Source organism: Nonomuraea sp. SBT364 (assembly GCF_001083785.1).
GTDB lineage: Bacteria > Actinomycetota > Actinomycetes > Streptosporangiales > Streptosporangiaceae > Nonomuraea.
The window spans coordinates 100,275-119,569 of the sequence record NZ_LAVL01000009.1 but is presented as its reverse complement, the minus strand read 5'-3'; the positions used below and the strand labels follow the sequence as shown (position 1 = coordinate 119,569).

The following is a 19,295-nucleotide window of genomic DNA, read 5'->3' as shown; positions in this document are numbered from 1 at the left end:
GGGCCGGGGCGGGTTAGCATCGGTGCGGTGACGCGCCTTCGCCCGCTGCCGCCCGCCGGGCTCGACCCGGACGCCCGCGCCCTCCACGACCGCATCGTCGCCGGTCCCCGGGGCGCCGCGATGCTCGGCGAGGAGGGCGCGCTCGTGGGCCCGTTCGCCGCGATGCTCCTCAGCCCGCCCGTGGGCGACGCGCTGCAGGAGCTCGGGGCCGCGATCCGCTACCGCTCGGCGCTGGGCGACCGGGCCAGGGAGCTGGCCATCCTGGTGGTGGCCGCGCACTGGGACAGCGCCTTCGAGCAGCGGGTGCACGAGGAGATCGCGCTGGGCCTCGGTTTCACGCCCGCCCAGCTCGCCGCCGTCCGGGACGGCGCGGACGTGCCGCTGGACGACCCGGCAGAGGCGGCGGTGCTCCGCCTGGCCCGCGCGCTCGTGGCGCGCGGCGACCTGGCCGACGGGGAGTACGCGGCGCTGCCCCCGGCCGCCGTCTTCGAGCTCACCACGCTGGTCGGCTACTACGCCACGCTGGCCCTGCAGCTACGCGTCTTCAGGGTCTGAGGAGTGGCGGAGCAGGCAGAACGGGTGTCCTGCCGGGTCGGCGAAGACGCGCCAGCCCGGCTCGGCCGGGTCGCCCGCCAGCTTCGCCGCCCCCCGGGCCAGCACGTGCTCCTCGGCCGCGTCCAGGTCGGCGACCCGGAGGTCGAGGTGGAACTGCTGCGGGTGGGCGGGGTCGGGCCAGCGCGGCGGCCGGTGGTCGGCCGCCCGCTGGAAGGCGAGGACGAGCCCGGACGGGGTGTGCAGCGTGGACCAGTCGTCGTCGAGTGACCACCGCTTGTCCGGCCGGTCGACGGTCCCGCCGAGCAGCGCCTGGTAGAACGCGGCGAGTTCGGCGGGATCGGGGCAGTCCAGCACGACACATTCGAGGTCAGCGATCATGGGCAGATCCTATGCGCGCCCGGTCGCGGTGCGGCGGCGCAGGAGCAGCCCGCCCAGGCCGGCGCCGATCACCAGGACCGACCCGGCCAGCACGAACATCCGGCCGTCCGGGCCCGCCGTGCCGCCGGCGCCCGTCGCCACGCCGTCCTTGGGCGTCCGGGACTGTTCGTCCTCGGACTCGTCGGTGGGCTCGTCCGTCGGGTCGTCGGTGGGCGTCGTGGTGGGCGTCGTGGTGGGGGTCGTGGTCGGGCCGCCCGCGCCGATGGTCAGCGTGTACGTCTTCAGCGTGTCGGAGTTGGTCGGCTCGCACTCGATGAGCGGGTTCGTCGGCTGCTGCCCGAAGTTGATGGAGGCGGGCTTGACGGTCGCGGTGCCCGCGTTCTGCGAGGTCGTCTTCATGTCCACGGAGGCGGGCAGCGGGATCGGCTGGCCGACGGCGACGCCGGTCAGCTCGCCGACGCCGGTCGCCGAGGTGAGCCCGGACAGGCCGGAGATCGACGCGTAGGCGTACATCTTGAGCCCGGTCGTGGGCAGGCCGTTGGGGGCCTCCAGCTCGGCGCCGCTCTCGTAGGCGCCCTTCCAGCCGATCGTGAACTGCTCACCGGTCGCCGGGTTGCTCGTCGGCAGGGTGAGCGTGACCTTGATGTCCACGTCCTGCTCGTCGCCGGAGGTGGGCTTGCAGGTGTACAGGACGACGTCGCCGTCCGTCGGGTCGCCGCCGCCCTGGCCGACGGTGACCGTCACGCTCTGGGTTGTGGTGGTCGTACAGGAGGTGACCTCGGCCGGGGCGCTCGCCAGGGAGAGCTTGAGGCTGCCGGTCTCCGTCGAGGGCTTGACCGTCACCTCGCTCGTGGACGTCACGGTGACCAGGCTCGTCACGTCGCTCGCGCCGGCGGAGGTGGCCCCGGCGGTCACGCTCGCCCCCGTCGCGACGAGGTCCACGTGCGTGCCGCCGGTGACGGAGAGCTTGCCGCTCACCTGGACCTGCGTGGCGGCGGTGGCCGCGGCGCGGAGCGTCAGCGCGGGGATGGCCCACTCCACGTCGAAGGACCCGGTCGCCGTGTCGGGCACGACGACCGGCACGCTCAGCGAGGCGTTGCCGAACGGCCCGCCCGAGCAGGTGTAGGCCATGGTCAGAGTCTTGTCCGCGGCGAACGCCGGCGGGGCCGAACCGATCAGCGCGGCGGCCAGGACGAGCAGCACGCCTAAGGCGGAACGCGAGGACGGCACCGTCCACCCCCCTCATCGGAGCGATTTTGACGTAGCCGACCTACAATCGCAGCCTTCGGTAACAACTGCGCATCTAGGCGCGGCAGGTGTCGCGGATCTTGTAGAACCACGACAGGTACGGTGTGTGGACGTCCCTGCCGGAGATCCGCAGCAGGCTGTCGTCCGCGTTCTCCAGGGTCGTGAAGTTGGCGCTGCCCGTGTAGACGCGGGGCGTGATGTCGTCGTCGTAGAAGCCGTCGATCATCATGAGCTTGGCGTGCGGCACCACCGAGCGGCCCGCGACGGGGAAGCGGCAGGGGGTCAGCTGGATGCGCCTGCCGTTGACGGTCTTGCCGAGCTCGGTGCGGATGGCGGCGGTCACGGCGCTGCCGTCGTTGTAGACGACGTCGACCCAGCAGTTCTCGCCGCGCAGCCGCAGCAGCTCCCTGGCGATGTCCACCCGCGACCAGTTGAACGCGGTGAGCACCAGGCGCACGTCGGTCTGCCGGGTGACGCCGTCGGTGTCGCGGTAGGAGCACTCGACGAGCTTGAGGACGTTGGCGATGTGGTCGCCGCTCGCCGAGTCGCGGGGCAGGAAGTGGCCGCGGTGCTTGGACCCGGTCGGCGTGGTCCAGAAGTAGTCGGGGTTCACCGGCCGGTGCCGGCCGGCCCGCAGGTCGTCGAAGTAGCGCACGTACGCGTCGTGCACCACGGCGTCCTGGAAGGTGTAGGCGTCGTTGTAGGAGTTGTACAGGTACCAGTCCGACAGGTTCGACGAGGTCTGGAACACGACGTCGGCGCGCGTGGCCCCGCCCACCTGCAGCTCGGAGAACGTGGCGAACTTGCTGTGCAGGTAGTTGCGCGCGATGCAACCCCGGTTCACGGCGGCCGGGTCCGGATACTCGCACTGCACGACGAACGAGGCGGCGCCCTCCGCGGTGCCGAGGGCGGCGCCGAGCCGGGCGAGGACGGAGGCGTTCTTGCCGTCGTCGGTGCTGTCGAGGATCACCTTCACTCGTACGCCCCGGGCGTGCGCGTCGATCAGCGCGTCGGCCACCTCGCTGGATCGCCGGCCCTCGCCGAACTCGAACATGACGAACCGGATGTCGCTGCCCGGTCGCGCCGCCCGGATCAGCCTGATGAGCTGGTCCATCACGGCGGACTGGGCGGCGCTCGGGGTGCCGGGGACGCCCGAATCGGCCACCGGGTCATTGAACACCGGCCCGTTCAGTACGGGCGGGCCCGTGACGTCGGCCGAGGCGGGGGAGGAGGCGAGGGACAGGGCCAGGCAGAGCGCCGCCAGGGCGGCGGCCCGTTTCGACATCATGGACCGGACGATCCTGCCGGGAAGATCGGCTGTCAAGAAGCCTGTCAGGCCGACTCGCGCACCACCAGCTCGGTGGGCAGGATGACCGGTTCGGCCGGGCCGTCCTCGAACAGGCCGAGCAGCAGCCGCACCATCGCCGCCGTCTGCTCGGGGACCGGGTGGCGGATCGTGGTCAGCGGCGGCTCGGTGTACTTGGCCGCCTCGATGTCGTCGAAGCCGACCACGGCCACGTCGTCCGGCACCCGGCGGCCCGCCAGCCGCAGCGACTGCAGCGCGCCCACCGCCATCAGGTCGTTGGCCACGAACACCGCGTCGAGCCCCGGATCGTCGCCGAGGAGCTGGCGCATCGCCACCGCGCCCGACTCGCGGGTGAAGTCGCCCACCGCGACGATCGAGCGCCGGTCGGAGTCGCGCAGCACGTTGCGGTAGCCGGTGAGCCGGTCCTGGCCGCCGATCATGTCCTGCGGCCCGGCGATCGTGGCGATCCGCCGCCGCCCCGACTCCACCAGATGCCGGACCGCCGTCTCGGCCCCGCCCACGTTGTCGTTGTCCACGTACGGGATGTCGACGGGCACGGCCGGCCGGCCGTAGGAGACGACCGGCACGCGCAGGCGGGCGATCGCGGACGGGAGCGGGTCGGCGCCGTGCATCGAGATGAGCATCGCGCCGTCGACGTGCCCGCCCGCGATGTAACGCTCCACCCGGGCGTGGCTCTTGGCGGAGGAGGCCAGCATGAGCACGACCTGCTTGTTGACCGCCTCCAGCTCCACGCTGGCCATCCGGATCACCGTCGAGAACAGCGGATCCTCGGAGAACACCCTGGTCGGTGGTTCGGAGACGACCAGCGCGACCGAGTCGGTGCGCTGGGTGACCAGGCTGCGCGCCGCCGAGTTGGGCACGTAGCCCAGCTCGTCGATGGCGCGCAGCACCGCGTCGCGGATGTGCGGGGCCACCGTCGTCTGCCCGTTGACCACGCGCGAGGCGGTGGCGCGGGAGACTCCGGCACGGGCGGCGACCGCCTCCAGAGTCGGACGTCTCATGACTTCACCATGTGGGAGAGCACGCAACGCAATCTACAACCGGTTGGCGGCGATCACGTCCCGGTACCAGAGCGCGCTGTCCTTGGGCACCCTGGTCTGTGTCGCGTAGTCCACGTGCACGATGCCGAACCTGCGGCGGTAGCCCTCGGCCCACTCGAAGTTGTCCAGCAGCGACCAGACGAGGTAGCCGCGCAGGTCGGCGCCCGCCTCGATGGCCCTGCCGACCTCGCGCAGGTGGCCGTCCAGGAAGGACACGCGGTCGGCGTCGTGCACCCGGCCGTTCTCCACGACGTCGTCGAAGGCCGCGCCGTTCTCCGTGACCATGAGGCCGACCTGCGGATAGTCCTGCGAGAGGCGGACGAGCAGCCTGGACAGGCCGTCCGGGACGATCGGCCAGCCCATGGCGGTGGTGGGCGCGTCGGCGGTGGCGAACCGGATGTCCTCCGAGCCCGGCCAGGCCGCGTCGGCGGGCAGGCCGGGACCGGCCTCCACCACGCACGGGTTGTAGTAGTTGACGCCGACGAGGTCGATCGGGGCGTTGATGAGCGCCAGGTCGCCGTCCAGGATGTGGCCGGTGCCGCCGTTGCGGGCGGCGGCTGCCAGCACCTCCTCCGGATAGCGGCCGTGGATCGCCGGGTCGAGGAACTGCCGGGTCAGCAGCGCGTGGATGCGGTCCACGGCCGCCGCGTCCGCCTCGGCCGGCACCGCCTGCGGGTCGTTGACCTGGGCCGGGGTGAGCACCGGGGCCGAGTTGACGACCAGCATGATGCGTGGCGCGCCGAGCTCGCGCAGCCGGGCCGCCGCCAGGCCGTGGCCCAGCAGCAGGTGGTGGGCCGAGCGCAGGGCGTCGCCCGGGTCGCGGCGGCCGGGCGCGTGCACGCCGTTGCCGTAGCCGAGGAAGGCCGACACCCACGGCTCGTTCAGCGTCGTCCAGTCGCCGACCCGGTCGCCGAGGCGCTCGTGGACGAGCTGGGCGTACTCGGCGAAACGGTGGGCGGTGTCGCGGTCGGCCCAGCCGCCCCGGTCCTCCAGGGCCTGGGGGAGGTCCCAGTGGTAGAGGGTGACGTACGGCGTGATGCCGGCTTCGAGCAGCCTGTCCACGAGCTTGTCGTAGAAGGCGAGCCCGCGCGGGTTGGCCGCGCCCGCCCCGTCCGGCTGGATGCGCGGCCAGGCCACCGAGAACCGGTAGGCCGCCAGCCCCAGCTCGCGCATCAGCGCGACGTCGTCGGGGTAGCGGTGGTAGTGGTCGCACGCCACGTCGCCGGTGTCGCCGTCGGCCACGTTGCCGGGGGCATGGGAGAAGGTGTCCCAGATCGACTGGCCCCGCCCGTCCTCCTTGACCGCCCCCTCGATCTGGTAGGAAGCCGTTGCGGCACCCCAGACGAAGTTTTCCGGGAAAATCATCCCTTGACCGCTCCTTGCATGATTCCACCGATGATTTGCTTGCCGAACAGGGCGAAGACGAGGACGAGGGGCAGCGTGCCCACCGCCGTGCCCGCCAGGCCCAGCACGTAGTCGTTGACGTAACCGCTGGCCAGGGTCGAGAGGGCGACCTGGACGGTCGGGTTGTCCGGGTTGAGCACGACGAGCGGCCAGAAGTAGTCGTTCCAGGCCGACATGAAGGTCAGCATGCCGAGCACGGCCGCCGCCGGTCGCGCCGTGGGCAGCACGACGTGCCAGAACAGCCCCCACGTCGTGCACCCGTCGACCCGGCCGGCCTCCAGCAGCTCGGTCGGCAGCGCCCTGGACAGGTACTGCGTCATGAAGAACACGCCGAACGCGTTGACCAGCGCCGGCACGATGAGCGCGTAGTTGGTGCCGGTCCACTCCAGCTTCACCATGAGCATGTAGAGCGGGATGATGCCGAGCTGGGCCGGCACCATCATGGTCGCCACGGTGATGACGAGCATGATGTTCTTGCCCCGGAAGCGCAGCTTGGCGAAGGCGAACCCGGCCAGCGTCGAGAAGAACATCACCGCGACCGAGATCGACCCGGCCACGATGAGCGAGTTCAGCAGCGCCAGCCCGAACGGCACCGTGTCGAAGACCCGCGCCACGTTGGCGAAGAAGTTGCCGCCGGGCAGCAGCGGCGGCGGCACCTGGGCCAGCGCCGAGTTGTGCCGGGAGGCCACCACGACGCTGTAGTAGAGCGGGAACGCCGAGAAGAAGGCGACCCCGGTCAGCGTCAGATAGCGCAGTCTCATACCAGCCCGCCCTTCACCCTGCGGGTCAGCAGGAAGTTGATCCCCGCGACGATCACCACCGCCAGGAACATCAGCCAGGAGGCGGCCGAGGCGTAGCCGAAGTCGAAGGTCGAGTTCGCGAATCCCTGCTCGTAGACGAACAGCGCCAGGGTCTGGAACTGCCGGTCCGGGCCGCCGGTCGCCAGGCCGCCCCCGCTGCCGGTGCTCTGCCCGAACAGCATGGGCTCGGCGATGATCTGCATCGCGCCGATGGTCGAGACGATCACCACGAAGATGATCGTCGGCCGGATCATCGGAATGGTGATCTTGCGGAGCTGCTTGAGGTTGCTCGCCCCGTCGAGCGTGGCGGCCTCGTACAGCTCGCGCGGCACGGCCTGCATGGCGGCCAGGAAGATGAGCGCGTTGTAGCCCGTCCACCGCCACATGATCATCACTGAGAGCGCCAGGTGCGAGGTCGCGGTGCCGGCGGCCCAGTCGATCTGCCCGGCGCCGAGCCCGCCCAGCACCCAGTTGATCAGCCCGAAGTCCCGGCCGAAGAGCTGGCTGAAGATCACCACGACCGCCACCACGCTCGTCACGTTCGGCAGCAGCAGCGAGATCCGGAACAGCGTGGCGAAGCGCAGCCTCTTGTTCAGCAGGTGCGCCAGCCAGACGGCCAGCACGAGCTGCGGCACGGTCGACAGGATGCCGATCGACAGCGTGTTGAACGTGGCGTTCCAGAAGTAGCCGTCGGCCAGCAGCGTCCCGTAGTTGCCCAGCCCGATGAAGGTCTGGGTGTCCGACAGCAGGGTCCACTCGTGCAGGCTCACCCAGGCCGTGTAGACCAGCGGGAACAGCCCGAACGCGCAGAACAGCAGGAAGAACGGGGCGACGTAGGCGTACGGCGACACCCTCGTGTCGAGGGTGTGCCGCACACCGCGCCTACGCCGTCGCGTGACCGCGAGGGGAAGCGTGCTCATTTGATCTTCTTGACGTCCTCGAGCACCTGCGCCCACGCCTCGTCCGGGGTCTGCTTGCCCTGCTCGACGCGGCCCAGGCCGTTGCCGATCGCGACGCGGACGTCGGCCTCCTTGGGACCGAGGTGCTGTGGCTTGAGCGCCTTGGCGGCCTCGGAGTAGATCTTGCCGATCGGGGCGTCACCGAAGAACGGCTTGGTGAAGTTCTGGATCGACGGGTCGTCGTAGAGCGACGGGATCGACGGGAACGTGCCCTCCTCCTTGAAGACCTTGGCCTGGTTCTCCTTGGAGGTCAGGAAATTGATCAGCTCGGCGGCTTCCTTCGGGTGCTTGCTCTGCTTGGGCACCATCAGGTGGGAGCCGCCGCTGTTGCCCGATCCGCCGGGCACGGTGGCGATGTCCCACTTGCCGGTCGCGTCCTTGGCCTGCTCCTGGATGAACCCGGTCATCCAGGCCGGGCAGATGATCGTGGCGAACGAGCCCTTGGCGAAGCCGGTGTTCCACGGCGGCGAGAAGGCGGCCAGCTTGGCCGTCAGGCCCTCGGCGGTGAGCTGGTTGGACAGGTCCCAGGCTTTCTTCACGTCGGGGTTGGAGTCCACGATGATCGTGTCCTGGGCGTCGTAGAGCCCGACCGGCGCCTGGTTCACCATGGCGCGGAAGATCTCACCGGGGGAGTCCACGAACTTCGCGCCGGCCACGTCGGCGGCGGCGAACTTCTTGCCCGTGGCGATGTACTCCTCCCAGGTGGGCCAGAGCGCCGACACCTCGTCGCGGTCCTCGGGCAGCCCGGCCTTCTTGAACAGGTCCTTGCGGTAGCACATGGCCAGGCCGCCGACGTCGGTGCCCAGGCCCAGCACCTGGCCGCCGTCCTTGCTCAGGCCCTGCTGCCACTTCCAGTCCAGGTAGTCGCCCTGCCGCTGGTCCAGGCCGTACTGCTTGAGGTCGTTGAACTTCTGCGGCTGGGCGGTGAAGGTGCTGACGTAGCCGACCTCGACGGCCACGACGTCCTCCGCGCCGGCGTTCGTGGCCAGGCGCTTGACCAGGTTGTTGTGGTGGTCGTTGAACTGGGTGACGTTCTCGACGATCTCGATGTTGGGGTGGGTCTTCTTGTATTCCTCGTAGAGGGGCTTGAAGCCGAAGTCACCGAAGAGCCCGACGGTCAGCTTGATCTTCTCGGTCGGCGCGGCCGCCGGCGTTGCGGTGTCGCCGCCGCCTCCGCAGGCCGTGAGGCCGAGCAGCGATGCGGTGATCAACGGAATGATCCGCCGGATACGAGGGGTCATGGAACTCTCCACGGGTTCGGGCCAGGGGGTAGGTGAGAGAGCGCTCTCTCACGAGAGTCGTGGCCGTCGCCCGGGTCTGTCAACGACGTATCGGTAACGATCGCTGTTATCAAGAGAGCGATCTCAGGACTGGGAGAGCTCCCACAGCCGGGTCGCGGCGCGCTCCCGCCAGCTCGGCTCGGCGACCAGGTCGAGGCAGCGCCGGAAATGCTCGCGCGCCTCCGCGCGCAGGCCCCGGCGCAGGGCCAGCTCGCCCAGCGTGTAGCAGGTCAGCCCCTCGCCGTACGCGTCACCGGCCGCGACGAACATCTCCCGGCACCGCTCCAGCGTGGTGACGGCCAGGTCGAGGCGGCCCAGCGCGCCGTACGCCTCACCGAGCCGGCGCAGCGCGATCCGCTCGTTCGGCCCCCAGCCCTGCTCGCGGGCGAGCCTGATGCTCTCCTCGTAGTGCCGGATCGCCACCTCGATCTGGCCCTTCTCGAACGCCGCGATGCCGAGCGCGCGCCGGAACTTCGCCCCGTACTCGCCCAGGGAGCGCTCTCTCAACAGGTCAAGGGCGCGCAGGCTCACCGATTCGGCCGCGTCGTGCTCGCCGCGTTCGAGGTGGCCCCCGCTCAGCGTGATCAGGCTCTGCAGCACCCCGTTCGCGTCGCCGAACTCCTCGAACCGGGCCGTCGCCTCGGTGGCACGCACCAGCGCGCTGCCCGTCGCACCGGACATCAGGTCGTAGGCCGCCAGCCCGATCAGCGCGTACGCGGCCGCGTGCCGCTCGCCGCGCTCCTCGAAGTGGCCGAGCAGCAGGCGCAGCTCGGGGCCGGCCGCGTGGAAGTGGCGGCGCTCCAGCGCGAGGTCGGCCAGCAGCAGCCGGGTCAGCATGTCGGTCCCGGTGCCGGCCGTCCGCCGGACCACGCCCTCCAGCAGGCGGACGGCCTCGTCGATGAAGGCGTGCGCGACCAGGAAGGGCGTGAGCCGGTGCGCCAGTTCGGCCGCCGTCTCCGGCTCGGCCAGCTCGACGGCCGTCTCCAGCGTCTCCCGTTCGGCCAGCAACCAGGCGCGCGCCTGCTCGGCCGCCCCGCCGTCCGGGGGATGCGGGTCCATCGGCGGGATGTTGGGCGGCGGGTAGGTGGCCGACGCGACGCGGACCCGGTCCACGCACGCGGTGACGAACCCGGCCAGCGCGGCGCGCCGCGCCTGCTCGCTCTCCTCCGCCCGCGCCCGTTCCCCGGCGAAGGCGCGCAGCAGGTCGTGCATGCGATAGCGGGGCTGGCCGCTGCCGTCGACCTCGTTCGCGGTGATCAGGCCGGCCAGCGCGAGCGCCTCCACGGCCGCCTCCGCCTCCCGCAGCGGGACGCCCATCAGGGCGGCCACGGACCAGTCGGCGGAGCTCTCCAGCCCGGCCAGCCCCACCAGCCGGAACGCCCGCCGCGCCGGCTCGGGCAGCACCTCGTACCCCATCGCGAAGTGGGTGCGCAGATCCTGCCCGGCCAGCGCGAGCTCGTCCAGCGGCGCGCCGGGTTCGGCCAGCCGGGCGGCCAGCGCCTTCAGCGGCCAGGCGGGCCGGGCGGCCAGTCTGGCCCCGGCGATCCGGATCGCCAGCGGCAGCAGCCCGCAGGCCAGCAGGATCGTGCGCGCCGCCGCCGGATCGGCCCGCACCCTGGCCCCGCCAGCCACGCTCTCCAGCAGCTCCCGCGCCTCGTCCTCCGAGGGCGCGCCGAGCTGGATCGTGACCGCGCCCGGCAGCGCTGTCAGCGGTCCCCGGCTGGTCACCAGCACCGCGCTGCGCGGCGTCCCGGGGAGCAGGTCCCGTACGTGCGGGCCGTCGGCGGCGTCGTCCAGGACCACGAGCACGGCCCGGTCGGCGAGCAGGGAGCGGAACAGCGTGGCCCGTTCCTCGGCGCTCTCGGGCATGACGCCGCCGTCCACCCCCAGCGCCCGCAGCAGCTCGGCCAGCAGCGCGCCCGGCTCCCTGGGCGCCGTCGACGCGCCGGACAGCCGCAGGTAGAGCTGGCCGTCGGGGTAGTGCGGCCGCAGGAGGTGCGCCGCGCGGACGGCCAGGGTGCTCTTGCCGACGCCGGGCGGCCCGGTGATGGCGGCGATGGGCAGCACCGTGCCGTCGGCGGGACGCAGCGCGTCCAGGAGCGTTTCCAGTTCGCGGGCCCGCCCGACGAAGTCGGCGATGTCCGCGGGAAGCTGGCAGACCACGCCCTTCCCCGGCCGGGCGGCCTGCGACGGCTCCGCGCCCGGACTTGCGGCCGCCGACGGCCGCGCGCCCGGTTCGGTGGCGTGTGACAGCTCCGGCCAGCCGGTGCGCGGTGGCGGGGGTTCGTCGCCGGACAGGATCGCGGACTGGAGACGCCGCAGGTCCGGGCCCGGTTCGAGGCCCAGCTCGGTGACCAGGGCGTCGCGCGCCTGCCGGTAGGCGTCCAGCGCCTCGCCCCGCCGCCCGGAGCGCCACAGCGCCAGCATGAGCTGCTGCCACCCCCGCTCACGCAGCGGCTGCTCGGCCGCGAAGGCGCGTAACTCGCCGATCACCTCGGCGTGCATGCCCAGCTCCAGTTGCGCCTGCGCCCAGTCGGACCGCGCCTCGGCCAGCCGCTCCTCCAGCTCCGCCAGCCGGGCGGCCATGACCGGGCCGAGCGGGGCGTCCTCGGCGGGCCGCCCGCGCCACAGGGCGAGCGCCCGCTCCAGCCGGGGGGCGGCCGCCGCCGGATCGGGCTCCACCCGGGCCAGCCGCACCTCGTCCTCGAAGACGAGCAGGTCGACGTCGTCCCGGGCGGCCTCCAGCACGTAGCCGGGGGCCTTGGTGAGCAGCCGGGTGCCGACGGGCAGGGCCCGGCGCAACTGGGTGATGTGGGTCTGCACGTTGGCGACCGCCGAGACGGGCGGTTCCTCCCAGAGCGCGGCGATGAGCCGGTCGCGGGACACCGTGGAGTTGACGTGGAGCAGCAGGGCGGCCAACGCCGCACGCCGCTTGCCGCTCAGATGGATCTCCCGCCCGTCCGCGTGAACCACGACGGGGCCGAGGATGCCGAACGTCGCTGTCGCCAAACCCCTCCGTTCCCTGTGTGGCTGGTATGTGGCGATTCTATGGCGAAGGGGAGAACGATCTATCTCGAACCAGCGCAACGGAAGGAGTTCCCCATGAAGATCGAGGTCCGCAAGGTCGAGGCCGTCAAGGCCACCGGCTTCGCCGTCTGAGCCGAGTGCTCCTGCCGGGTGGGAACGGGAGTCTCCGTTCCCACCCGCTTTTTCGTCTTCGAGGAGGGGCTGTGCGGATTGCGCTGAAGGAATGCGTGTGGGAGTCGCAGGGCGGTGACCTGTTCGTCATCACCGATCCCCGCGAGGTGGTGACGCTGGCCGACGAGGAGGGCCAGGTGGCCGCGCTCTTCGCGGCGCTGGAACGCGGCCCGTGCACGGCGACCGAGCTGCGCGAGCGGCTCGCCGGAGCCGGTGTGGAACTCGCCGAGGCCGACGTCCGGGGCGCCGTCGAGGCGCTGGACTCGCTCGGCCTGGTCGAGTGCGAGGCCGACCGCACGCTCGGCGACCCGGACCTGGACGCCAGGCACTTCTCCAACCTCGCCTTCTTCGGCACGTACGCCAGGCTCGACCGGCCGCGCGCGGAGTTCGTCTCCCGGCTGCGGCGCTCGCACGTGCTGGTGCTGGGCGTCGGCGGAGGCGGCTCCTCGGTCGTGCAGGCCCTGGCCGGGCTGGGCGTGGGCCGCCTCACCCTGGTCGACAGGGACGAGGTCGAGCCGCGCAACTTCGCCAGGCAGTTCCTCTACCACCACGCCGACATCGGCCGTTCCAAGGTCGAGTGCGCGGCCGCGTGGGTGCGCGACTTCGACCCGGAGATCGAGGTGCGCCCGGTGGAGCGCTGGATCTCCGGCCCCGACGACCTGAAGGACCTGCTCGACGGCGTGGACCTGATCGCGGGCGGTCTGGACGGGCACCCGGACGCGAACCTGTGGATCAGCGACGCCGCCGTGCGGGCCGGGGTGCCGCTCGTGGTGGGCGGGATCACCCGCTCCGAGGTCGTGTACTACTCGGTGTCACCGGGCCGGAGCGCCTGCGTGCGGTGCGACTGGAGCGACCGGCCCTCGGCGGACGAGGCGGGCAGCGGCGGCTTCGTCGAGCGCAACCGCGACCGGCTGGCCCTGAGCAACACGCTCATCGGGCCGCTGGCGATGCAGATCGGCTCGCTGGTCGCCTACGAGGCGCTGCGTTACCTGACCGGGTTCGAGGAGCCGAGGGCGGCCGGCACGTACATCAGGCTCGACCTGCGTGAGGGCCTGGTGCCGGCGCTGGACCCGTTCACCCGCGACCCCGACTGCCCGGTGTGCCCGAAATGAGCGGTCAGACGGTCGCGCTGCGCCCGCTCAGCCTGGTCGAGGAGGGTGACGAGGTCCTCGTCGGCGACCCGGAGACCGGCACGTTCGTGGCGCTCCCGGCGGTCGGCGGCGTGGTGATCGCGGCGCTGCGCGACGGCGCGAGCGTCGAGGAGGCCGCCCGGCGCGCCGAGGAGTTCGCCGGCGAGCCGGTGGACGTGCCGGCGTTCGTGGAGGCGCTGCGCGAGCTGGGCTTCCTCGACGAGGGCGAGCGGGCGCCGGTCGCGACCGCGCCCGTACAGGGCCGCCGCTGGCTGCGCGGCGTGCCCGCGTGGGTCGCCAGGCCGCTGTTCGGCCGCGTGGCCTGGACGCTGTACGGCCTGGCCGCCGTGTTCGACGTGGCGATGCTCGTCCTCGTGCCGTCGCTGCGGCCGATGCCCGCGCAGGACGCCTTCGTCCTGGACGACGTCGGGCTGAGCTCGGTGCTGCTGTACGCCTTCCAGCTCGCCCTGGTCGCGGTGCACGAGTGCTGGCACTGGCTGGCCGCCCGGTCGCTGGACATCCCGGCGCGGTTCGGGGTGGACCGGCGGATGGCGTTCCTGGTGTTCGAGACCGATCTGTCGCAGCTGTGGTCGGTGCCGAGGCGGCAGCGGTACGGCCCGTTGCTGGCCGGGCTGGCGGCCGACGCGGTGATGCTGGCCGTGCTGCTGGCGGGGCAGCTCGTCGTGACGTCGCCGCTGCTCGCGGCCTGGGCGTTCGTGCTGCTGTTCCAGATGGCCTGGCAGTGCATGGTCTTCCTGCGCACGGATCTGTACGCGGTGCTGGCGACCTGGCTGGGCTGCAAGGACCTGTGGCGGGTGAAGTCGCTGATGCTGCGCCGGGCGTTCGGCCGGCTGACTCCCGCCGAGGAGGCGGAGCTGGCCGGGGCCGATCCGGCCGACGTGCGGGCCGGGCGCTGGTTCCGGTGGGTGTGGCTGGGCGGGCTGCTGGTCGTGGTGGCCTGGCTGGCCTACTTCGTGCTGCCGGTCGTCTCCGGGCTGCTGGCGTGGACGGCCGCCGAGGTCGCGGCCGGGCCGGGGACGTGGGGGTTCTGGTGGGCGCTCGGCTGCGCCGCCGTGACGCTGGGCCCGTGGCTGATCGTCGGCGCGCTGGCCGTGAAGGAGAGGACTGCCCGGTAGTGCTCATTAGGTAAGGCTGCCCTAATATTACTTAGGCTTTGCTTACCTAACATGGGAGTCGACTGTGGCATCCTCCATCCGCACGAGCCTGATCGCGCTCCTCGCCGCCGTGAGCCTGGCGGCCTGCGGGTCGGGCGGGGCGCCCGCCGAAGGCGGCCAGGCGGCGCCGGCGAAGGCGCAGACGCGCACGGTCCAGCACGACGCGGGCACCGCCGAGGTGCCCGTCGCACCCAAGCGCGTCGTCTCCGTCAGCGTGACGATGACCGGTCACCTGCTCGCCCTGGAGGCGCCGGTGGTCGCTTCGCAGGCCACCGCGCCCGGCCCGATCACCGACGGCAACGGCTTCTTCAAGCAGTGGGCCGACGTGGCCGCGCAGCGCGGTGTCCAGGTGCTCTACCAGGGCTTCGAGCCGGACCTGGAGAAGGTCATCGCGGCCAGGCCGGACCTGATCGTCGGCGCGGCCACCGGCGCCGACAGCGCGGCCAAGGTCTACGACAAGCTCCAGGCCATCGCGCCGACCGTGCTGTTCCGCCACGACAACCTGAGCTGGCAGGACCTCAGCGCCAAGCTCGGCCGGGCCCTCGGCCTGGAGGCGGGCGCCACCGAGCTGGTCGGGACGTACGACGCCCGGGTCGCCGAGGTCAAGGGCAAGATCAAGGCGCCGGAGCAGGAAGCGGTGCTGGTGCGCGACAACAACACCGACATCCCGGTCTTCACCGACAAGTCCGCGCAGGGCGGCCTGCTCGCCTCCCTCGGCTTCGCCATCCACCCGATCGACGCGTCGATGGCGGCCGAGTCCAGCAAGGAGGGCGGCGGCCGCACCGACATCGTCAACGTCGCCCAGGAGAACGTGGTCAAGGCGTTCGGCGACAGCTCGATCTTCTTCGTCTCGCACAGCCCCGAGCAGATCGCCGCGACCAGCGCCAAGCCGCTGTGGAAGGACCTGCCGGCCGTCACCGGCAAGCGCGTCTACGACCTGGGCCTGGACTCCTTCCGGATCGACTACTACAGCGCCACCAACATCGTGGACCGCATCGAGCAGCAGTTCTCCTGATGCGCGATCTGCCTCCCCGGGTTCCCAGGCCCGCGCCGCCGCAGGTCGTGCCCACCCCGCCGGTGGACGGCACGACCTCGCCGGTGATCACCGAACCGGTCCCCGGCCACCGCGCCGTCACGTTCCTGTGGCGGGGCCCGGCCGAGGAGGTGCGGGTCCGGGCCAACAAGCTCACCCACCAGACCGACGCCGCCCTCATGGAACGCGACGGCGACCTGTGGCACCGCACCTACCTGGTACGGCCCGGCTGGCGCTCGTCCTACCTGCTGACCGTCGACGGGCAGGACGTCCCAGACCCGCTCAACCCGCACCGCTGGCGGGGCTTCTCGATCGCCGAGACCCTCCCGCCGTCCCCCTGGCTCAGCCCGGGCGAGCCGCGCCACCGCCTGTCCCGCCTGCCGCTCGGCTGGCGCTACGATCCGGTACGTCCCGCCGCCGCCGGCCTCGTCATGCTGGACGGCGAGCACTGGGTGGACGACCTGCCCGTCATCCTCGACAACCTGATCGGGGCGGGCGCGATCCCGCCGGTCACCGCCTGGCTCGTCGAATCGGGGCCGGACCGGGCCGCCCGCCTGACCTGCGACCCGGCCTTCACCGACGCCCTGCCGTACGACGGCCGTACCGTGATCGCCGGGCAGAGCTTCGGCGGGCTGGCGGCCGTCTACGCCGCGCACCGGCACCCTGACCGGTTCGCGGCGGCGCTGTCGCAGTCCGGGTCGTTCTGGTGGCCCAACGGCCCGGAGCCCGAATGGCTGACCGGCCGGCTCGGGACGCCGCCCCGGGTGCACCTGCAGACCGGGACGCTGGAGTGGGCGCTGCACGGCCCTGCCGAGCGGATGCGGCAGGCCCTCGGCGACGCGGGCACGCACACCTGGTTCGAGGGCGGCCACGACCGCTACTGCTGGCGCGCCGAGCTGGCCGGCGGCCTGATCGCCCTGCTCGGCTGACCGCTACGACCGCCATTCGCGGTAGAGGAGCCAGGCCAGGTAGATCCCGCCGAGGCCGCCCGTCAGGACGCCGACCGGGAGCTGACCGGGGGTCGGCAGCCGCTGGACGAGCAGGTCCGCGGCGGCCAGGAGCAGGGCGCCCATCGCGGCGGACGAGCCGACCCCCGGCCCGGGCGCCCGCGTGACGCGCCGGGCGAGCTGCGGCGCGGCCAGCGCGACGAAGCCGATGGGCCCGGCGCTCGACACCGCCACCCCGGACAGCCCCACCGCGACCAGCAGCAGCACCAGCCGCAGCCGCTCCACCCGGACCCCGAGCGCCCCGGCGGCCGAGTCGCCCATCTCCATGAGCGCCAGCGCCCGGCTGAGCGCCAGGGCGACCGGCAGCCCGATCGCCAGGGCCGCCGCGACCGGCCAGACCTTCTCCCAGCCGGTCCCGGCCAGGCTGCCGATCAGCCACACCTTGGCCCCCTGCGACTCGTACAGGTCGGCCCTGGTCAGCAGGTAGGCGATGAGCGACTGCAGCATCGCGGTGACGCCGATGCCGACGAGCACCAGCCGAGTCCCCTTGACCCCGCGCTGGAACGACAGCACGTACACCAGCAGCCCGGCTCCCAGCCCGCACGCCAGCGCTCCCAGCGAGATCGCCTGCGTGCTGGCCGTGCCGAGCACGAGGAGCATGAGCACGGCCCCGGCGGCGGCGCCGGCGTTCACGCCGATGATGTCGGGGCTGCCGAGGGGGTTGCGCGACAAACTCTGCACCACCGCGCCGCCCACCCCGAGGGCGGCCCCCACCAGCAGCGCGAGCAGCACCCGGGGCGCCCGCAGCGAGTAGACGACCATCTCGCTGGTGGCGTCGCCCTGGCCGAACAGCGTGCGCAGCGCCTCGCCGACGCCGACGGCCGAGCCGGTGCTCAGCCCGAACAGGCCGACCGCGAGACCGGCGGCCGCCAGGCAGAGCACCACCACGGACGCGCGCGGGTGCACCCGCACCGCGATCCCGGACAGCCGTACCGTCTTCACGCCGGGATCGCCTTCCGCCTGCGCAGGAGATAGATGAAGATCGGCGCTCCGACGAACGCCGTCACGATGCCGCTCTCCAGCTCGGCCGGCCGGACGACCACGCGCCCGAGCACGTCGGCGGCCAGCAGCAGCGCGGGCGCGAGCACCGCCGAATAGCCGAGCACCCACCGGTGGTCCGGCCCGGTGAAGGCGCGCACCGCGTGCGGCGCCATCAGCCCGATGAACCCGATCGGGCCCGCCGCCGCCGTGGCCGCGCCGCACAGCAGCGTGATCGCGATCCCGGTCAGCAGCCGGATGCGGCCCAGCCGTACGCCCAGCGCCTGGCCGGTCTGCTCGCCGAGCGCGAGCGCGTTCAGCCCGCGCCCGAGTCCCAGCGCCAGCAGCGTCCCGGCCAGGACGAACGGCGCGACCTGCTCGACCACGGCGAGCGAACGCCCGGCGAGCGCCCCCACGTCCCAGAACCGCCACTGATCGAACACCCCGGCGTCCAGCGAGAGCACGCCGTTGATGGCGGCGATCAGCGACGCGCTGACGGCGGCCCCGGCCAGCACCAGCCGGGTGGGATGGTGCGCGCCCAGCGCGTACACGACGACCGCCGCGATCAGCGCCCCGGCCATCGAGAACCACACCCAGGTCGACATGTCCGACGCGCCGAAGAAGAGGATCGAGCAGACCACGGCCAGCGAGGCCCCGGAGTTGACGCCGAGCAGCCCGGGGTCGGCCAGCGGGTTGCGGGTCAGCGCCTGCATGAGTGCCCCGGCCAGGCCCAGCGCCGTGCCGACGCAGATGCCGAGCAGCGTGCGCGGCACCCGCAGCTCGTGGATCACGGCGGCCGTCTCGCCCCCGTCGGGGTGCCAGAACTGCTGCCATACCTCGCCCAGAGGGATCTCCTGTGCGCCGATCGCGAGACTCAGAACGCTCATACACAGGAAAACTGCACTCAAGACCACAAGTCCCGTCAAGCGCATGAAATCCCTCTCTTTAGGCAAGGCTTACCTTATCTTGAACGCCGAGCCGTCTCGCTCTAGATTAGGCAAGCCTTACCTAAGGAGTGAGATGGAGTTTCGGGGGAGTCATGCTCTCGTGACCGGCGCGGGCCGGGGCATCGGCGAAGCCGTCGCGTCCCAGCTGGCCGGGCTCGGCGCCGCCGTCACCGTCGTCGACGTGGACGCCGGGCCGGCCGGACGGGTCGCCGCCCGGCTGCGCGACGCCGGACACCTGGCCACCGCGCGGCCCGCCGACGTCAGCGACGCCGCCGCCGTCGAACGGGCGGTCGCCGAGGCGGAGGCCGAGTTCGGGCCGCCGGGCATCCTCGTCAACGTCGCCGGCGTGCTCGCGCTCGGCCCGGTGCTGGAGTTCGGCGACGCCGACTGGCAGCGGCTGTTCGCGGTCAACGCCGACGGCGTCTTCCACACCAGCCGCGCCGTCGCCCGCCGGATGGTCGCCCGGGGCGACGGCGTCATCATCACCGTCGGCTCCAACGCGGCCGGCGTGCCCCGCGCGCACATGGCCGGCTACGCCGCCTCCAAGGCCGCCGCGACCATGTTCACCAAATGCCTGGGGCTGGAGCTGGCCCCGCACGGGATCCGCTGCAACGTGGTCGCGCCCGGCTCCACCGACACCGCCATGCAGCGCGCCATGACCGCCGACCCGATCAAGGGCGCGCCCGAGATGTACCGGCTGGGCATCCCGCTCGGCCGCATCGCCGACCCGGCCGACGTGGCCGACGCGGTCGTCTTCCTCGCCTCCGACCGGGCCCGCCACATCACGCTGCACGACCTGTACGTGGACGGCGGGGCCTCACTGTGAAGGACAAACC

General features: G+C 72.3%; 17 protein-coding genes. 6 read left to right on the top strand and 11 right to left on the bottom strand.

Annotated features, from left to right (window positions below; all coding sequences use genetic code 11):
- The coding region (locus ADY59_RS07230; protein WP_331459471.1) for a carboxymuconolactone decarboxylase family protein at positions 1–555 on the top strand (555 nt) is incomplete at its 5' end.
- Here ADY59_RS07230 and ADY59_RS07225 read toward each other — a convergent pair.
- The 9 genes from ADY59_RS07225 to ADY59_RS07185 all read right to left on the bottom strand — a co-directional run bounded on the left by ADY59_RS07225 (position 535) and on the right by ADY59_RS07185 (position 12,000).
- The gene (locus ADY59_RS07225; RefSeq protein WP_049559249.1) at positions 535–933 is read right to left on the bottom strand and encodes a VOC family protein; all 399 of its coding nucleotides are present in this window, start codon (positions 931–933) and stop codon (positions 535–537) included. The two genes, ADY59_RS07230 and ADY59_RS07225, sit on opposite strands and share 21 nt — an antisense overlap.
- A 9-nt stretch (positions 934–942) precedes the next feature.
- On the bottom strand, positions 943–2,136 hold the full coding sequence (locus ADY59_RS07220) for a hypothetical protein (protein WP_049559246.1): 1,194 nt from the start codon (positions 2,134–2,136) through the stop codon (positions 943–945).
- A 100-nt stretch (positions 2,137–2,236) separates the two neighbouring features.
- Positions 2,237–3,469: a phospholipase D-like domain-containing protein gene (locus ADY59_RS07215; protein ID WP_049559244.1), complete on the bottom strand. Its 1,233-nt coding sequence runs from the start codon at positions 3,467–3,469 to the stop codon at positions 2,237–2,239.
- A 44-nt stretch (positions 3,470–3,513) separates the two neighbouring features.
- Complete coding sequence (locus ADY59_RS07210) at positions 3,514–4,509, bottom strand: LacI family DNA-binding transcriptional regulator (RefSeq protein WP_049559242.1); 996 nt, start codon at positions 4,507–4,509, stop codon at positions 3,514–3,516.
- Positions 4,510–4,542: 33 nt separating this feature from the next.
- Entirely contained in the window at positions 4,543–5,913 is a 1,371-nt protein-coding gene (locus tag ADY59_RS07205; protein ID WP_049559239.1) for a GH1 family beta-glucosidase, read from the bottom strand.
- Positions 5,910–6,713, bottom strand: coding sequence for a carbohydrate ABC transporter permease (locus tag ADY59_RS07200; protein WP_049559238.1), 804 nt, complete (start codon positions 6,711–6,713; stop codon positions 5,910–5,912). Before ADY59_RS07200 ends, ADY59_RS07205 begins: the two co-directional genes overlap by 4 nt.
- On the bottom strand, positions 6,710–7,672 hold the full coding sequence (locus ADY59_RS07195; protein ID WP_049559235.1) for a carbohydrate ABC transporter permease: 963 nt from the start codon (positions 7,670–7,672) through the stop codon (positions 6,710–6,712). Before ADY59_RS07195 ends, ADY59_RS07200 begins: the two co-directional genes overlap by 4 nt.
- Positions 7,669–8,952 (bottom strand): ABC transporter substrate-binding protein, encoded by a 1,284-nt coding sequence (locus tag ADY59_RS07190; protein WP_049559232.1) that lies wholly within the window; start codon positions 8,950–8,952, stop codon positions 7,669–7,671. The genes ADY59_RS07195 and ADY59_RS07190 overlap by 4 nt, the downstream gene beginning before the upstream one ends.
- Before the next feature lie 123 nt (positions 8,953–9,075).
- A complete protein-coding gene (locus ADY59_RS07185; protein WP_049559229.1) occupies positions 9,076–12,000 on the bottom strand; it encodes an AfsR/SARP family transcriptional regulator in 2,925 nt (974 codons plus the stop codon).
- Positions 12,001–12,221: 221 nt separating this feature from the next.
- Here ADY59_RS07185 and ADY59_RS07180 point away from each other — a divergent pair, with 221 nt between their 5' ends.
- The 4 genes from ADY59_RS07180 to ADY59_RS07165 all read left to right on the top strand — a co-directional run bounded on the left by ADY59_RS07180 (position 12,222) and on the right by ADY59_RS07165 (position 16,456).
- Positions 12,222–13,301, top strand: coding sequence for a HesA/MoeB/ThiF family protein (locus tag ADY59_RS07180; RefSeq protein ID WP_049559228.1), 1,080 nt, complete (start codon positions 12,222–12,224; stop codon positions 13,299–13,301).
- On the top strand, positions 13,298–14,455 hold the full coding sequence (locus ADY59_RS07175) for a PqqD family protein (protein ID WP_049559226.1): 1,158 nt from the start codon (positions 13,298–13,300) through the stop codon (positions 14,453–14,455). Before ADY59_RS07180 ends, ADY59_RS07175 begins: the two co-directional genes overlap by 4 nt.
- A gap of 64 nt (positions 14,456–14,519) precedes the next feature.
- Entirely contained in the window at positions 14,520–15,509 is a 990-nt protein-coding gene (gene fepB / locus ADY59_RS07170; protein ID WP_049559224.1) for a Fe2+-enterobactin ABC transporter substrate-binding protein, read from the top strand.
- The gene (locus ADY59_RS07165; RefSeq protein WP_049559222.1) at positions 15,509–16,456 is read left to right on the top strand and encodes an alpha/beta hydrolase-fold protein; all 948 of its coding nucleotides are present in this window, start codon (positions 15,509–15,511) and stop codon (positions 16,454–16,456) included. The genes fepB and ADY59_RS07165 overlap by 1 nt, the downstream gene beginning before the upstream one ends.
- Positions 16,457–16,459: 3 nt before the next feature.
- Here the strand turns inward: ADY59_RS07165 and ADY59_RS52340 are convergent, their stop codons facing one another.
- Together ADY59_RS52340 and ADY59_RS52335 are read right to left on the bottom strand one after the other, a co-directional pair.
- Entirely contained in the window at positions 16,460–17,476 is a 1,017-nt protein-coding gene (locus tag ADY59_RS52340; RefSeq protein WP_049559220.1) for a FecCD family ABC transporter permease, read from the bottom strand.
- Complete coding sequence (locus ADY59_RS52335; protein ID WP_231618584.1) at positions 17,473–18,399, bottom strand: FecCD family ABC transporter permease; 927 nt, start codon at positions 18,397–18,399, stop codon at positions 17,473–17,475. Before ADY59_RS52335 ends, ADY59_RS52340 begins: the two co-directional genes overlap by 4 nt.
- Before the next feature lie 133 nt (positions 18,400–18,532).
- On the opposite strand from ADY59_RS52335, the gene ADY59_RS07150 reads away from it, so the two are divergent.
- Positions 18,533–19,285: a 2,3-dihydro-2,3-dihydroxybenzoate dehydrogenase gene (locus ADY59_RS07150; protein WP_049559216.1), complete on the top strand. Its 753-nt coding sequence runs from the start codon at positions 18,533–18,535 to the stop codon at positions 19,283–19,285.
- Positions 19,286–19,295 lie beyond the last annotated feature (10 nt).